The 14,515-nt window shown below is 72.9% G+C and carries 15 protein-coding genes; 10 read left to right on the top strand and 5 right to left on the bottom strand.

The window, feature by feature from the left end; genetic code table 11:
• Positions 1-17: 17 nt before the first annotated feature.
• The gene (locus tag ACLIYP_RS09655; RefSeq protein WP_412712722.1) at positions 18-533 is read right to left on the bottom strand and encodes a hypothetical protein; all 516 of its coding nucleotides are present in this window, start codon (positions 531-533) and stop codon (positions 18-20) included.
• Between the two features lie 213 nt (positions 534-746).
• Entirely contained in the window at positions 747-1,064 is a 318-nt protein-coding gene (locus ACLIYP_RS09650) for a hypothetical protein (RefSeq protein WP_412712721.1), read from the bottom strand.
• Positions 1,065-1,120: 56 nt separating this feature from the next.
• Here ACLIYP_RS09650 and ACLIYP_RS09645 point away from each other — a divergent pair, with 56 nt between their 5' ends.
• From ACLIYP_RS09645 to ACLIYP_RS09630, 4 genes are all read left to right on the top strand, one after another.
• The gene (locus tag ACLIYP_RS09645) at positions 1,121-2,077 is read left to right on the top strand and encodes an ROK family protein (protein WP_412712720.1); all 957 of its coding nucleotides are present in this window, start codon (positions 1,121-1,123) and stop codon (positions 2,075-2,077) included.
• On the top strand, positions 2,074-3,354 hold the full coding sequence (nagA, locus tag ACLIYP_RS09640; RefSeq protein WP_412712719.1) for an N-acetylglucosamine-6-phosphate deacetylase: 1,281 nt from the start codon (positions 2,074-2,076) through the stop codon (positions 3,352-3,354). Before ACLIYP_RS09645 ends, nagA begins: the two co-directional genes overlap by 4 nt.
• A gap of 159 nt (positions 3,355-3,513) precedes the next feature.
• Positions 3,514-4,452, top strand: coding sequence for a 1-phosphofructokinase family hexose kinase (locus tag ACLIYP_RS09635; RefSeq protein ID WP_412712718.1), 939 nt, complete (start codon positions 3,514-3,516; stop codon positions 4,450-4,452).
• Positions 4,453-4,593: 141 nt separating this feature from the next.
• Complete coding sequence (locus ACLIYP_RS09630) at positions 4,594-5,481, top strand: class II fructose-bisphosphate aldolase (RefSeq protein WP_412712717.1); 888 nt, start codon at positions 4,594-4,596, stop codon at positions 5,479-5,481.
• Between the two features lie 51 nt (positions 5,482-5,532).
• Here the strand turns inward: ACLIYP_RS09630 and ACLIYP_RS09625 are convergent, their stop codons facing one another.
• Both ACLIYP_RS09625 and cdgB read right to left on the bottom strand, forming a co-directional pair.
• Positions 5,533-6,510 (bottom strand): carbohydrate-binding protein, encoded by a 978-nt coding sequence (locus ACLIYP_RS09625; RefSeq protein WP_412712716.1) that lies wholly within the window; start codon positions 6,508-6,510, stop codon positions 5,533-5,535.
• A 127-nt stretch (positions 6,511-6,637) separates the two neighbouring features.
• Complete coding sequence (gene cdgB / locus ACLIYP_RS09620) at positions 6,638-8,389, bottom strand: diguanylate cyclase CdgB (protein ID WP_412712715.1); 1,752 nt, start codon at positions 8,387-8,389, stop codon at positions 6,638-6,640.
• A 338-nt stretch (positions 8,390-8,727) separates the two neighbouring features.
• Between cdgB and ACLIYP_RS09615 the strand changes: the two genes are divergently transcribed.
• The 4 genes from ACLIYP_RS09615 (at position 8,728) to ACLIYP_RS09600 (ending at position 12,477) form a co-directional block, all read left to right on the top strand.
• Positions 8,728-9,291 carry a flavin reductase family protein gene (locus ACLIYP_RS09615; RefSeq protein WP_412712731.1) on the top strand — a complete coding sequence of 188 codons (564 nt, stop codon included), beginning with the start codon at positions 8,728-8,730 and terminating at the stop codon, positions 9,289-9,291.
• Between the two features lie 161 nt (positions 9,292-9,452).
• A complete protein-coding gene (locus ACLIYP_RS09610) occupies positions 9,453-9,911 on the top strand; it encodes a hypothetical protein (RefSeq protein WP_412712714.1) in 459 nt (152 codons plus the stop codon).
• A 12-nt stretch (positions 9,912-9,923) separates the two neighbouring features.
• Positions 9,924-11,237: a hypothetical protein gene (locus tag ACLIYP_RS09605; protein WP_412712713.1), complete on the top strand. Its 1,314-nt coding sequence runs from the start codon at positions 9,924-9,926 to the stop codon at positions 11,235-11,237.
• A gap of 85 nt (positions 11,238-11,322) precedes the next feature.
• On the top strand, positions 11,323-12,477 hold the full coding sequence (locus ACLIYP_RS09600; RefSeq protein ID WP_412712712.1) for a S8 family serine peptidase: 1,155 nt from the start codon (positions 11,323-11,325) through the stop codon (positions 12,475-12,477).
• A gap of 46 nt (positions 12,478-12,523) precedes the next feature.
• Here the strand turns inward: ACLIYP_RS09600 and arfB are convergent, their stop codons facing one another.
• Positions 12,524-12,961, bottom strand: a complete 438-nt coding sequence (arfB, locus tag ACLIYP_RS09595) for an alternative ribosome rescue aminoacyl-tRNA hydrolase ArfB (protein ID WP_412712711.1) — start codon at positions 12,959-12,961, stop codon at positions 12,524-12,526.
• Between the two features lie 189 nt (positions 12,962-13,150).
• On the opposite strand from arfB, the gene ACLIYP_RS09590 reads away from it, so the two are divergent.
• Positions 13,151-13,726: a TerD family protein gene (locus ACLIYP_RS09590; RefSeq protein WP_412712710.1), complete on the top strand. Its 576-nt coding sequence runs from the start codon at positions 13,151-13,153 to the stop codon at positions 13,724-13,726.
• A 231-nt stretch (positions 13,727-13,957) separates the two neighbouring features.
• Positions 13,958-14,455, top strand: a complete 498-nt coding sequence (locus ACLIYP_RS09585) for a hypothetical protein (protein ID WP_412712709.1) — start codon at positions 13,958-13,960, stop codon at positions 14,453-14,455.
• The last annotated feature ends 60 nt before the right edge of the window (positions 14,456-14,515 follow it).

The raw sequence follows: 14,515 nt of genomic DNA, 5'->3' as shown, positions 1-14,515 counted from the left end.
CTCTTGCCCTCTTGCTCTCAGAAGTCCGCTATCGGGCTCTTCGCCGCCGGGCGGCCCGAGCCCGGGTTCGGAGAGGTGCCGGCGCCGGGCGCGTAGTCGCTCAGAGCGCTGCGGTGGAGAGGGGGGATGCCGTCGAAGGACGCCTTGGTGCCGGCTTCGTTGTTGCCGAAGAGAGTGTTGGTCTGCCGGAGTCCGGTGAGCTCGGCGTCCAGGCGGCCCTGGAGCCGTCTGGAGTTCCGCTTCCACTTGTTCAGCCGGTGGGACAGCCCCTTGGCCACCTCCCAGCCGTTCAGCTTCCCGGTGGTGCAGACGGTGGCGTTCGAGCCGCCCGCAGCAGCCTCGCTCTCGTCCTCGGCGAGAATGCTCGCCTTCCTGGTGTCCGGGCCCAGGTGCTGCTCGATGTAGCCGGCGGCCTTCTTCTTCTGCGCCTCCGAGTGCGCCAGGTCGCCGCCGGGCCCCTGGCCGCCCCCTCCTCCCGGATGTGCCAGTTCGTTCAGCCGTGTACTCGTGGGCCGCTGGTCCTCAATGGACACGTGCTTCCCCGCTCCCTCGTCGTCGTCCGCTGCCGGAGTCCGCGCCCCGCCCGCCGCGCCGTTCCCCGTGCGCGTGCGGGGGCGCGGACCGGATCCATGTGATCACAATGGGTTTCGCACCGGAGCATAGTGGCCGCCAACTTCGGCCCGGACGGCGGCAAATAACCGCTTTTCCGATAGGAACGAAGCGTTCGGATCGGGACTTCCGGGCGGTCAGTGGAGCCGCGGTGCGGAGCAGCCGTGGTGTTCGGCCGAGGCCTCGGCGAAGGCCTTCAGTGCCGCCCGCTCGTACGCCTGCTCCTTCCGCGTCGGCTTCTCCCGCGTCGGCTTCTCCCGTTTCCTGCCCAGGGGCTCGACGGCGAAGAGAGCGGTCTCGCCCGCGAACGGAGCCGGACAGGTGGCGGTGGCCCACAGACCGCCGTCCGGCAGCGTCCAGCTGGGAGAGCGCCCGGGGAGTGTCTTCTCAAAGCTGTGGCTTGCCGAGCAGTGCCCGGCCCGGCGGGCCTGCTCCGGGCCCGGCCCGGCGGGCACGGCACAGACCGAGGAGTGGACTAGACCTTTCGCGGGTGACAGGTGAGACTGTCCCCGTGACTCCTCGGCATGACGAAACCGCGTATGTCGTCGCCCTCGACGTGGGCGGCACCGGGCTGAAGGCCGCCCTCGTCGGGGCCGGCCGCACGCTGCTGCACCAGGCGCGGCGGCCCACCGGGCGGGAGGACGGGCCGGCCGCCGTGGTGGAGAACGTGCTCTCCTTCGCCGCCGAGCTGCGGGAGGCCGGGGTCGCGCGGTACGGCGCCGAGCCGGTGGCCGCGGGGGTCGCCGTGCCCGGGATCGTCGACGGCGCGACGGGGACGGCCGTCTACTCCGCCAACCTCGGCTGGCGGGACGTCCCCCTGCGCGATCTGCTGGCCGAGCGGCTGGGCGGGGTGCCCGTCGCCCTCGGGCACGACGTGCGCACCGGCGGACTGGCCGAGGGGCGGATCGGGGCGGGGGCGGGCGTGGACCGCTTCCTGTTCACGGCGCTGGGCACCGGCATCGCGGGGGCCGTCGGGATCGACGGCCGGGTGGAGCCGGGAGCGCACGGCGGCGCGGGCGAGATCGGCCACATCACCGTACGGCCCGGCGGGCCCGAGTGCGGCTGCGGGCGGCGCGGCTGCCTGGAGCTGTTCGCCTCCGCCGCCGCCGTGGGCCGGGCCTGGGCCGGGGCGTGCGGTGATCCGGAGGCGACGGCGGCCGGCGCCGCCCGGGCGGTGGAGGCCGGCGACCCGCGGGCCGCGGCCGTCTGGCACGACGCGGTCGACGCCCTCGCCGAGGGCCTGGTCACCGCGATCACCCTGCTGGATCCGCGGGTGCTGATCGTCGGCGGCGGGCTGGCGGAGGCGGGCGAGACGCTTCTCGCGCCGCTGCGCGAGGCCGTACGCGCCAAGGTCACCTTCCAGCACGTCCCCACGATCGTTCCGGCGGCCCTGGGGGACGCCGCCGGGTGCCTGGGCGCGGGGCTCCTCGCCTGGGACCTACTCTCCGCGGAGGTTGCGAGCCTATGACCGGTCCGAAGACGGCGCAGACGACGGGGGCGCGGACGGCGGAAGCACCGGTGGTGAGCGCCCGGCCTGCGAGGACGCGGCCGGGCGGAGCGCGGCGCACCGTGCTGACGGGCGCCCGGGTGGTGCTGCCGGGCGGCGTGGCCGAGGACGGCAGGGTGACGGTGGAGGGCTCGCGCATCGCCGCCGACGTCCCCGGGGAGGCGGGCACGCTCGACCTGGCCGGCCACTGGGTGGTGCCCGGCTTCGTCGACATGCACGTCCACGGCGGCGGTGGGGCGTCCTTCTCCGCCGGTTCGGCCGAGGAGGCGCTGCGGGCGATCGCCACCCACCGCGCCCACGGCACCACGACGATGGTCGCCTCCACCGTCACCGGCGCTCTGGACGAACTCGCACGGCAGGCGGCCGTACTGTCGGAGCTGGTGGAGCAGGGCGACCTGGCGGGCATCCACTTCGAGGGGCCCTTCATCGCCCGCAACCGCTGCGGCGCCCATGATCCCGGCCTGCTGCGCGATCCCGACCCGGCCGATGTGCGCGCACTGGTGAAGGCGGCGCGCGGCGCGGCGCGGATGGTGACGCTCGCGCCGGAGCTGCCCGGCGGTCTGGAGTCGGTGCGGCTGCTGGCCGACAGCGGGGTGATCGCCGCCGTCGGCCACACCGACGCCTCGTACGAGGCCGTGCTGGAGGCCATCGGGGCGGGCGCGACGGTCGCCACGCACCTGTTCAACGCGATGCCCGCCCTGCTGCACCGCGCCCCCGGCCCGGTGGCGGCGCTGCTGGAGGACGAGCGGGTCACCGTCGAGCTGATCAACGACGGCGTCCACCTGCACCCGGCCGTCCTGGAGCTGGCCTTCGCACGCGCCGGCGCCGGCCGGGTCGCCCTCGTCACCGACGCCATGGGCGCGGCCGGGATGGGCGACGGCCTCTACCCGCTCGGCCCGCTGAAGGTGCGCGTCACCGACGGCGTCGCCCGGCTGGTGGAGGGCGGCTCGATCGCGGGGTCCACGCTCACCCTGGACGAGGCGCTGCGGCGCGCGGTGACGGTGGACGGCCTGCGGATCGAGGACGCGGTGCGGGCCCTGGCGCTCAACCCGGCGCGGCTGCTGGGGGTCGCCGACCGGGTGGGGTCGATCGAGCCCGGCAAGGACGCCGATCTGGTGGTGCTGGACGACGGCTACCGGGTCGCGGGCGTCATGCGCCGGGGCGAGTGGCTGGTGCCCCCGCCCCTCCCGGACACCGCCGGGGCCGCCGGGGTTGTACGCGGCGGCGCGACGGGCTGATTGCGTTCCGGTCTCGTTCCCACATCGAGCGGAGGCGGGCGTCTCCGCCCTCTGGGCCGACCGCCTCCGCTTTGGCATGATCACTCGCACGGTCGGCCGCCCCGCGCCGCCGTGGGTAGGCCGAACGTTCACACTCGCCGGTGGGAGGCGGAGTACCGGATGATCCTGACCGTCACGCTCAACGCGGCTTTGGACATCACCTACCGCGTCCCCCGCCTGGAACCCCGCGCCTCCCACCGGGTCCGGGATGTCGCCGAGCGTCCGGGCGGCAAGGGCCTGAACGTGGCGAGGGTCCTGGGCGCGCTGGGCCACGAGACGCTGGTGACCGGCTTCACCGGCGGCCCGAACGGCGACCGGCTGCGGGCGCTGCTGTCGGAGGTGACGGAGGAGGGCCCGGTCGGGGACGCGTTCGTCGCCGTCGGCGGGGACACCCGCCGCACCGTCACGGTCGTGGACGAGGCGTCCGGCGACGCCACCGTGCTCAACGAGCCCGGCCCGCAGATAGCCCCCGCCGAGTGGGAGCGCTTCCTGGACGTCTACGGCGGGCTGCTGCACGACGCCACCGCCGTGGCCCTGTGCGGCAGCCTGCCGCCCGGGGTGCCCGTGGGGGCGTACGGGGTGCTGGTGCGCGCCGCGCGCACCGCGGGCGTGCCCGTGCTGCTGGACACCGAAGGGGAGCCGCTGCTGCGCGGGCTGGCCGCCCGGCCGGACGTCGTCAAGCCCAACTCCCGTGAGCTGGCCGGGATAACGGGCACCACCGAGCCGCTGCGGGCCGCGCGGCTGACGCGGCGGCGCGGGGCGCACTCGGTGGTCGCATCGCTGGGCGAGGACGGCCTGCTGGCCCTCACCCCGGAGGGCGTCTGGCGCGTCGAGCCGCCCCGGCGGCTGGCGGGCAACCCGACGGGGGCGGGGGACTCGGTGGTGGCCGCCCTGCTGTCCGGGCTCGTGGAGGGCCTGCCCTGGCCGGACCGGCTGGCCCGCGCCGCCGCCCTGTCGGCGGCGACCGTACGGGCCGAGGCGGCGGGCGAGTTCGACCGGATGCTGTACGAGGAGCTGCTGCCCGGGGTGCGGATCGACCGGCAGATGGCGGCCGTCTGACGGTCCGTCCGGTGGCCCGCGGGCGGCGCCGGGGATCACGGGAAGGCGGCGGGAGACCGCGGAACGGCGGCGGGGCGGCGGCGGGCGGAGAAGACGGGCGCGGGAGACAGGTACGGCAGACGGGTACGGAGGAGGGCGGGCATGCCACTGGTCGGCAGCGGGGAACTCGTGGCGGAGGCGCGCGCGTCCGGCCGCGGCGTCGCCGCGTTCAACGTCATCACCCTGGAGCACGCCGAGGCGATCGCCGCCGGCGCGGAGGCCGCCGGCGTGCCCGCCATCCTCCAGATCTCCGAGAACGCCGTGCGCTTCCACGGCGGCCGGCTCGCCCCCGTCGCCGCCGCGGCGGCGGCCGTGGCGCGGGCCTCCGGCGCGTCGCTGGCGCTGCACCTGGACCACGTGGAGAGCCCCGGGCTGCTGCGCGCCGCGCCGGAGGCCGGGTTCGGCTCGGTGATGTTCGACGCCTCGAAGCTGCCCTACGACCGCAATGTGGCGGCCACGGCGGAGGCCGTGCGCTTCGGCCGTGCGCACGGGATGTGGGTGGAGGCCGAGCTGGGCCGGATCGGCGGCAAGCCCGGCGACGGGGAGCCGGGGGACGGGGAGTCTGGGGAGGCGCGCGGAACGCTCGACGCGCACGCCCCCGGCGTGCGGACCGATCCCGCCGAGGCCGCGGCGTACGTGGCCGCCACCGGGGTGGACGCCCTGGCCGTCGCGGTCGGCAGTTCCCACGCCATGACCGAGCGCACCGCCGTCCTCGACCACGCCCTGATCGGAGAGCTGCGCGAGGCCGTGCCCGTGCCGCTGGTGCTGCACGGCTCCTCCGGGGTGCCGGACGGGGAGCTGCGGCGGGCGGTCGCGGCGGGAATGACGAAGATCAACGTGGGGACGGCGCTGAACACCGCCTTCACCGGGGCCGTCCGCGCCTACCTCGCGCAGGACGCGCGGACCGTCGATCCGCGCAGGTACCTGCTCCCGGCGCGGGAGGCGATGGCTCAGACGGTGGCGGCCTTCCTGAAGGTGGTCGGCGGCTGACGCGCCCGCGCCGCGCCGCCGGCCCCTGTCACACGGTCCGCCGCGGCGGCGTCAGCCGCGGACGTGGCCTTCCTTGAGCCAGACCCGGTCGAGGACGAACCCGCACTGGTTGCCCTCCTCGCAGGAGATGCTGACGGTGTTGGAGCCCTTGTTCAGTTCGACCCAGGCGAAGGTGCGCGTCCACCCCTTCTCCCAGTCGCCCTCGCCCGCATTCGCGAAGTTCTTCATGTTCAGCCCGCCCTTGTGGGGCGTGCCGTTGACGGCGAGCGTGGAGTCCGCGTCCTTGCCCGGCACTCCGTAACCGACGAACAGCGTGTACTTGCCGTCCTCGGGGACATCGAAGGTCCAGGTCGCCGAGGAGCCGGGCCTGTCGAGGCCGGTGACGTACGCGCCGCTCCTGGACTGGGCCCCCTGGACGGCCTTGTCCGTGGTCGCTCCGCCACCGAGCTGGAGGCTGGCCGCGTCCTCCGAGGGGAGGGCGCCCGGCTCCTTCTCCTTGTTCTTGTTCTTGTCGGAGCTCTTGTCCTGGCCGTCCCCGTCGTCCCCGCCACCGTCGCCGGCTCCGGCCGTGGCGGCCTGGACACCGCCGGTCTGGTCCGCGTTCGCGTCGTCGCCGTCGCTGAAGAAGATCGCGGCGCCCACACCGAGGACCACCGCGGCGACGACCGCCAGCGCGCCGACCAGCAGACCGTTGTGGTTGCGGCCGCGCCCCCGGCCGGCCGGACCCGCCGCGGCGGCCTCGCGCCGCGCGGCGGCACGGCCGCCGGGCACGGTCTCGGGAGCCGCGTAGTGCGCGCTGGACTGGTGCGCCTGCTGCTGGTGCTGGCGCGGCGGCGCCTGCTGCTGGCCCTGCTGCCCGCCGTAGCGGCGCTCGCCCACGGCGCGGACCTGGTTGTACGAGGTGCGAGGCACTCCCGGCTGCGACGCCGCGGCGCCCCCGTCGCCGCCCGTACCGCCCTCGGAGCGGTAGAGGTAGGCGAACGGGTCGTCGTTCTCCGGCGTGCCCGAGCCGTTGTTACCGGCGGTCATTCCGTGCGCTCCTCCATGACGGGTGCCTGCCCGGCGCAGCCTACCTCTTTCGGGTTAAAGAACGCGGTGCCTGTGACCTCTCGCACCCCCGCCCGGCCCTGCCTCCGGCGCCGGGCCGGGCCGGACCTCATCCGGCCCTGCGGTGCGCCTTGGACCGCGACCGCTTCTCGACGTACATCCGCTGGTCGGCGGAGTGCAGGACCTCCTCGGCGGACATGCCGCACCCCGCCCAGCTGATGCCGAAGCTCGCTCCCACCCGTACCGCGCGCCCTTCCACGCGGATGGGCGGAATGATGGCGTTGCGCAGCCGTACGGCCAGGTCAGCGGCGTCGCCGCGGCACAGTCCGTCCGCCAGGACGACGAATTCGTCACCACCCAGCCGGGCGACGGTGTCGTTGTCGCGAACACCACTCGAAAGGCGCCTCGCCACCTCGATCAGCACGGCGTCGCCGCAGTGGTGGCCGAAGCGGTCGTTGATCGACTTGAAGCCGTCGAGGTCGCAGAAGAGGACCGCCAGCCCCTTCTCCGAGGGGTCGTCGCTCACGGGCGGGACGGTGTGGACGTGGTGGTCGTAGCCGCCGGCCGGCTCCGGGAAGGCCCCCCCGAAGCAGTCCCGGTAGCCGTCCGGGCCGAAGCCGTCGAGACCGAGCCCACCGCCGGGACCGCCGCCGAACCCAGCACCGGGACCGCCAACGAGACCGCCACCGAGGCCGTCGGGTCCGAAACCGCCGGGTCCGAAACCGCCGTCGAAGGCTCCGCCGGCGCCGCCCGGACCCATCTGCGCGGCGTCGGGCACCGGAGCGGGCTTGTCGCACAGCCGGGCGCTGAGCCGGGCCCGCAGCTCGGCGCTGTTGGGCAGGCCGGTGAGCGAGTCGTGGCTGGCTCGGTGGGCGAGCTGGAGCTCGTGGCGCTTGCGCTCCTCGATGTCCTCGACGTGGGTGAGCAGGAAGCGCGGGCCGTCGGTGGCGTCGGCCACCACCGAGTTGCGCAGGGAGACCCACAGATAGGAGCCGTCGCGCCGCGCCAGCCGCAGCTCGGCCCGGCCGCCCTCGGCGGAGGTGCGCAGCAGGGTGGTCAGGTCCTCGGGGTGGACGAGGTCGGAGAAGCTGTAGCGCCGCAGCGCCGCCGCGGGCCGGCCCAGCAGCCGGCACAGCGCGTCGTTGGTGCGCACCAGCCGTCCGTGCTGGTCGCCGCCCAGCTCGGTGATCGCCATGCCGCTGGGCGCGTACTCGAACGCCTGCCGGAAGCTCTCCTCGCTCGCCCGCAGCGCCTGCTGCTCGCGCTCCAGGCGGACCAGCGCGCGCTGCATGTTTGCGCGCAGCCGGGCGTTGCTGATCGCAATCCCCGCCTGGAAGGCGTACATCTGCAGCGCTTCGCGCCCCCATGCGCCCGGGCGCCGCCCGTTGCGCGGCTTGTCGACGGAGATGACGCCGAGGAGCTCCCCGTCGGAGGAGTGCATCGGCGCCATCAGGAGGTCCATCGGGTGCCACTCGTCGGGGTACCGCGGCGCCGGCCCGGCGGTGTGCCACTGCGGCACGTCGTCGTCCGTCAGGACCCACGCCTCGCTGTACGGGATGAAGCGCAGCTCGCCCCAGCGCTCCCCCAGCGCCAGCCGCCGCTCCCAGGCCGCCCGCGAGCCCGTACGGCCCGCCATCATCGCCTCGGCGCCCTCACTGCCTGCGACGGCCGCCACCACGAGGTCCCCGTCGGGCTTGACGAGGTTGACCGCGGCCAGCTCGAAGTCGAGGCCGTTCACTATGCCGTCGGCGACGGTCTGCAGGGTGTCCGCCAGGCTGCGCGCGGTGTTGAGGTCCGCCATGGACTGGTGGAGCCTGCGCAGGGTGGCGAGGCGCACGTACGGCTCCGACTCGGCTTCCATCCGCCCTCCCCCTGAGACTCGAGTGAGTGACTCCAGATGATCCGGTTTTGGACTTTCTCCTGTCTTCAGGCCACTGAATCACAGCGAGCTGTCCAGCCGGTACACAGGGTCAACAATTGCCCCCGTGTGTGACTCATGTCACAACCGAGTGTGGGCGCGCGGGTGCGCTGCGTGGGAGCGCTCCTGCCCGGACCACAACCGTACCGAACGCAAATTCCGGCCCTGACCTGCGGATCGTTCAGCCCATGTACCTAGGTCCGGCCTGGTCCCCGGGCCCGATGCGGCCCCCCGGAGCAGCGTCTAGCGTGCGAGGTGTGCACCCGACACCGCAGCAGCAGATGTCCCGGAACGCCCCTACTTCGACCTCGCGCCGCACCTCCGGTGTCCCGCATCCTGAGGGGGTGGGCGAGGAGGAGTTCCGCGCGGCCCTGGCACGGCTGGCCGCGGGCGTGGTACTGGTGACGGCGCACGACCCGGAGGACGGGCCGCGCGGCGAGGACGCGGGCATGACCGCGACCTCCTTCCTCTCCGTCTCCCTGGACCCGCCGCTGGTACTGGTCAGCGTGCGCGAGGGCTCCCGGATGGACGAGTTGCTGGAACGGCAGCCGCTGTGGGCCGCCTCGCTCCTGGCGGAGGGCCAGCGCCACATCGCGGGCCGCTTCTCCATGCGCGGCCGCGTCAGCGACCGCCTGCTCTTCCAGGACATGCCCTGCACCCGCGGCGAGGCCTCCGGCGCGCCCCTGGTCGACGGCGCGCTGGCGACGGTGGAGTGCCGTACCCAGCAGCGGGTGGGCGCGGGCGACCACACGCTGGTGATCGGCCGGGTGCTGACCACCTCGCTGCCCTCCTCGGACGGCAGGCCCCTGACGTACTTCCGCGGACGCTACCGCCACCTGGCATAGCGGCCACCCGGCACAGCCCGGTACAGCCCGGCACAGCGGCCACCCGGCCGGAAAGCACGCCCGCCGTCCACAGGCCCGACGGGCCGCGCCGTGCGCTGACTACACTGACGTGGCACGACCTTGGCACAGCGTGGCGACTAATCGGGGGACGGGGGCACGGCGTGACGGGCGAGCGTGACTTCGGCGGCGGCAAGGGCCTGGACTACCAGGCCGAAACGCTGACCGCCTTCAAGGGCCGCATCGACGAACTCCTGGCCGAGTTGGGGAAGTCCCCCGCGTCCCACAAGCAGATCGGCGAGCAGACCGTCACCCCGGACGCGTACGGCACGGGCTTCAGCGCGGCTGAGGATCTGTCAGCCCTCTATGACAAGGTGCACACGCGCCTGGAAACCCTCTCCCGGCTGTTCGGCGAGCAGTTGGAGGCGCTGGGCATCGCCACCGAGATCGTGGAGAAGGGCTACGGCAACGTCGAGGCGGACCAGCGGCAGCGCTTCCAGGCCATTCAGACGCAGGTGGACGAGCACTGGACGGCGAGCCGGCGGGGCGACTCCGAGAAGGACCGGGACTCCTCCGCCGAAGGCGCCAAGAAGGGCCTCGACGCGGACACGGACTTCGATTAAAGGGGGGCAGGAATGGCCACAGGAGAGTTCGAGGGCAAGTCACTCGCCGCGCTCAACGCGATGGTCGCGAAGGCCGATCCCGGCCTGCTCACCTCGCGCGGCCAGGCCCTCGGCAAGGCCGGCTCCGACATGGACGGCATCGGCAGTGAACTGCGCACCTACATCGACCGCGTGGAGTGGGACGGCGAGGGCGGCGACGCCTTCCGCGAGTGGGGGCGTCAGTTCGCCCTGGAGTCCATGCGGTTCGCCGCCTACGTCCGCACGCTCGGGCAGCACATGGTGAACGCGGGCCAGGCCCTGACCGAGGCCAAGGCGGCCGTCCCCGAGCCCGAGACGATGTGCTACGCCGACCCGGAGAAGGACAAGGCCCGCCAGGAGCGCGAGGAGAGCAAGCGCCAGGAGGCGATCAACCAGCTCAACCGGCTGTCGTCGTACTACAGGACGACCGGGGAGAGCCTCCGCGCGGCGGAGGAACCGGACTTCAAGCCCCTGCCGGACACCAGGGAGGAAAGGCAATCCGGCCCGGGTACGTCGGCCGCAGCACCAAGCGGAGGGGTAAAGGAGTCGGCGACTTACCGCGACTCGGGGGCCGCTTTCGACAGGAGCACCTCTGCCAGAGAAGGGTCGGAAGTACGCTCTTTCCCTGCCACTGACCCTTCCGCCCCCGTATTCGAGCGCTCCACGAACACGAAACTCGACTCCGTCACCCCTCTCCCCGTTGCCGAGCAGCGGCCGCAGACCGCACCATCCGTGCCCTCTCTGCAATCTGCCGGACCGTCCTCTCCTCCAGTAGCTCCGATGCCACCCGCCGGACCAGTCCAGCAGACCGGTCGCGCTCCCAACGGCGTCAGACCGTCGGTTGGCAGCGGCGGGGGCGGCCTTTCGCCACGCGGCCCGGCAAAGGACGGCATCACGGGCGGCACTCCCCGACATGTGGGCAACCCCGCACCCGGGAGCGGAACTCCACGCGGAACTGTCGCCGGTGACCGTGCTCCCATGGGCCGCCCCATGGGTGGCTACCCGGGCGCCGCAGGAGGCGGGGCCCCAGCGGGCAGGGGCGTGCCTCCTGGGCGTCCGTTTACTCCATCACCGGGTGGTCCGGCGGGAGCGTCCCGTACGGGAAGTGGCTTCAGGGGCACGAGTTTCACGCCAGGTGGCACCGGGCTTGTCCGGGGGAACACCGCTCCCGGCATGGCAGGGCGGCCGGTCGGCACGAATTCGCCGTCGGAGAACCGGCGGCGTGGACAGGACCGTCCCGACTACCTTGCCGAGGACGAGGAGACCTGGGCAGGACGGCGGGACGTGGTGCCGCCGGTCATCGACTAACTCCGAGGAAGTGCACTGTCCCATGCGATTCCATGCCCTACCCCCACAGAGACGAGCACTGACCTTGGTCGGTCTGTTCACGGCCATGCTCGTGTCTCTGGGCCTGCTCGCACCTCCTGCCTCCGCAAGTATCAGGCCGGACCAGCAGTGGTACCTCGACGCCATGAACGCCTCGGGGCTGTGGAAGATCAGCAAGGGCGAAGGCGTGACGGTCGCCGTGGTCGACTCCGGGGTTAAGCCGATCCGTGGCTTGGAGGGCAGGTTGCTGCCGGGGAAGAGCTTCGCTCCGAAAGCTTCCGAGTCTCAGGAAGACGTAAGCGGCCACGGGACGGACATGGCCGCGTTGATCGCCGGATCCGGGGCAGGGAACAGCCTCCGCGGTCTCGCTCCCGAAGCGAAGATCCTTCCCGTGCGGACACACATAAAAGCGGACTTCGTCACCAGTTGGGACAAGACGCTCGTAAACGCGATCCGATACGCGGCTCGGAGCGACGCCAAGATCATCAACATCTCGCAGGGGGTATCCAATCTGGATGATGAGACCCTTGCCGAGATGCAGGACGCAATTGACGAAGCCAACGAGCGCGGCAAGCTGATCTTCGTTGCCTCGGGGAATGACGGCCGTCGGGTGGAAACGAGGGACTACCCCGCTGTGCTCCCAGGCGTCGTGCCAGTAGGAGCGGTGGACAAGAACGGGAGGGTGGCCGACTTCTCCAACTACGGCCCTCACCTTGCGCTCTCCGCTCCCGGCGATCCCGGTGGCACAAGTGTGGCGTCCGCGATCGCCTCCGCCTCCGCCGCCCTGATCTGGGCCGAGCACCCCGACTGGACCCACCACCAAGTCCTGCGCGTGATGATCGAGACGACGGGGATGTCGCAGCGGGGCGAGGAGCCCAGCATGTACCTCGGGCACGGCATCGTCAGACCCGCGCAGGTACTGGTCGACGGTGACGGCGACCCCGGGCCGGCGGATGTGAGCCCGATCTTCTCCAAGTACTACGCGTCCCTCGAAGTCTCCAAGTCGCCCTCCCCCGAGGACGGCAAGGGCGGGAACGAGGGGCCGCCCACCGCCAAGCCGGGCAAGGGCGGCGAGCAGGCAGCAGTCGCGCAGGAGGAAACCGACGGCGGCGGGCCGCCGTGGACGGCCATAGGCATCGGAGCCGCGGCTCTCGTCGCCGTCGCCGCGGTCGTGACCGCCGTCGCCTTCCGGCGCCGGGCACAGACGCGGCCCCGGTACTGAGGAGCGCCCCGGTACTGAGGAGCGGGGGTGGGCCGATGCGTTCGGCCTACCCCCAGTCGCGGCCGGAGCGGCCGCGCTTGACGTCGGAGCGGTGCTTCTTGTTCCGCAGCCGCCGCTCGTTGATCCCGCGCGGGACCTTGCCCTTCCTTCGCGGGCGCGGCGGCGGCGCGGTCGCCTCCGCCAGCAGCGAGGCCATGCGTACGGCCGCGGTCTCGCGATTGCGCCACTGGGAGCGGTGCTCGGCGGCCCGTACGACCAGGACCCCGTCCACCAGCCGTCCGGCCAGCCGCTCCAGCGCCCGTTCCTTCCACACCTCGGGCAGTGCCTCGGTGCGCGCGAGGTCGAAGCGGAGCTCGACCCGGCTGTCGCTGGTGTTGACGTGCTGGCCGCCGGGCCCGGACGAGCGGGAGAAACGCCAGGTCAGCTCGGCCTCCGGCAGGGAGACCGAGCCGCGGATGAGGTAGGGCCCGGACATGGCTCCCATGATCCCGCCCTCCGGGCCCGCCGTCACGGCGTTTTCCCCGCCCTCCGGCTCCCCTCCCGCCCGCCACTTCGGCGGGGAGGGTAAAGAAAGCAAAGAAACATGGAACCCGGTCCACCACCGTCGGCGTTGGAGAGGGTAGGAAATGGACCAGTAAGGGCCAGCACGGAAACACCACAGAAGGGCATCCCCATGGCTGTAAGCCTGTCCAAGGGCGGCAACGTCTCGCTCACCAAGGAGGCCCCCGGCCTGACCGCCGTGACGGTCGGCCTCGGCTGGGACGTCCGTACGACCACCGGCACCGACTTCGACCTCGACGCCAGCGCCATCGCGGTCAACGCGAGCGGCCAGGTCTACTCGGACCAGCACTTCGTCTTCTTCAACAACAAGGCCACCCCGGACCAGGCGATCGTCCACACCGGTGACAACCGCACCGGCGAGGGCGAGGGCGACGACGAGCAGATCAACGTCAACCTCGCGGCGCTGCCCGCCGACATCGACAAGATCGTCTTCCCGGTCTCCATCTACGACGCCGAGAGCCGCAGCCAGAACTTCGGCCAGGTGCGCAACGCCTACATCCGCATCCTCAACCAGGCCGGCGGCACCGAGATCGCCCGCTACGACCTGAGCGAGGACGCCGCCACCGAGACCGCCATGGTCTTCGGCGAGCTCTACCGCCACGGCGCGGAGTGGAAGTTCCGCGCGGTCGGCCAGGGCTACGCCTCGGGCCTGGCCGGCATCGCCAAGGACTTCGGCGTCAACGTCTGACCAGTCCGACGCCTCGCGAGGGCGCCCGGCACCGCGTGCGGTGCCGGGCGCGGTGCCGGGCGCGGATCGGCTGGTGCAGGAGTGCGGCACCGCCTGGGGCACCGCCCGGAAGGCGTCGGCAAGGGCACCTTCGTCGTCGAGCAGCAGAGCGAGGGGACCGGCCCCGGCGACGGCGAGGAGTAGTCCCGCCCGGCGGGCGTGCACGCGCCCCGCCGTGCCACCATCGCTTCCGTGCTCGACATCGGCTACTCCCTCTCCCGCCGCTTCCCCGACCCGCCGCAGACCGACTACCGCTCGGCGGACGTACGGGCGCTGCGGCACGACCTGTTCTGCGGCGACGTCTACCTCGCGGACACCGTGGCGGACCGGGAGCTGTCCACCGCGCGCGGCACCGTGCCGGTGCTCGACTTCGCCTGGGCGCTGTGCGACATCGCCGAGCGCCTGGACCGCGACCCGCTCGGCAGCCGCGCCTCGAAGCCGCAGTACGCCGAGCTGGACTTCGTGGAGTCGGCCGACAGCCTCCACTTCGCGCGCCGCTTCGGCTGGGTGGACGTCACCGCGGACTGGCTGCCCGCCGACGAGCCGCCGCTGACCGTCAACCACGGTGAGCTGCGCCGCGAGGCCCGCGACTTCCTGCACGATCTGATCGCCGACCTCACCGACATCCACGAGGGGCTGGGCGACAACCCAGTGGTCTGGGACCTCCAGGCCCGCTTCCCCAGGGTGTGACCCCGCCGCCCCAGGCGCCCCTCCCCAGCGGCCTTGACCTCAAGCCCGCTTGAGGCTGGA

Origin of the sequence: Streptomyces nanhaiensis, assembly GCF_046614825.1 — a bacterium.
In the GTDB taxonomy this organism is placed as follows: Bacteria; Actinomycetota; Actinomycetes; order Streptomycetales; family Streptomycetaceae; genus Streptomyces; species Streptomyces radiopugnans.
Note: the sequence above shows the minus strand (reverse complement) of the source record. Positions and strands in the feature narration are given on the sequence as shown.

Excerpts from the sequence above, each read along its gene's own strand:
- nagA (WP_412712719.1), top strand. The coding sequence starts at position 2,074 with ATGACCGGTCCGAAGACGGCGCAGACGACGGGGGCGCGGACGGCGGAA.
- ACLIYP_RS09635 (WP_412712718.1), top strand. The coding sequence starts at position 3,514 with ATGATCCTGACCGTCACGCTCAACGCGGCTTTGGACATCACCTACCGC.
- ACLIYP_RS09630 (WP_412712717.1), top strand. The coding sequence starts at position 4,594 with ATGCCACTGGTCGGCAGCGGGGAACTCGTGGCGGAGGCGCGCGCGTCC.
- ACLIYP_RS09625 (WP_412712716.1), bottom strand. The coding sequence starts at position 6,510 with ATGACCGCCGGTAACAACGGCTCGGGCACGCCGGAGAACGACGACCCG.
- cdgB (WP_412712715.1), bottom strand. The coding sequence starts at position 8,389 with ATGGAAGCCGAGTCGGAGCCGTACGTGCGCCTCGCCACCCTGCGCAGG.
- ACLIYP_RS09615 (WP_412712731.1), top strand. The coding sequence starts at position 8,728 with ATGTCCCGGAACGCCCCTACTTCGACCTCGCGCCGCACCTCCGGTGTC.
- ACLIYP_RS09605 (WP_412712713.1), top strand. The coding sequence starts at position 9,924 with ATGGCCACAGGAGAGTTCGAGGGCAAGTCACTCGCCGCGCTCAACGCG.
- ACLIYP_RS09600 (WP_412712712.1), top strand. The coding sequence starts at position 11,323 with ATGCTCGTGTCTCTGGGCCTGCTCGCACCTCCTGCCTCCGCAAGTATC.
- arfB (WP_412712711.1), bottom strand. The coding sequence starts at position 12,961 with ATGGGAGCCATGTCCGGGCCCTACCTCATCCGCGGCTCGGTCTCCCTG.
- ACLIYP_RS09590 (WP_412712710.1), top strand. The coding sequence starts at position 13,151 with ATGGCTGTAAGCCTGTCCAAGGGCGGCAACGTCTCGCTCACCAAGGAG.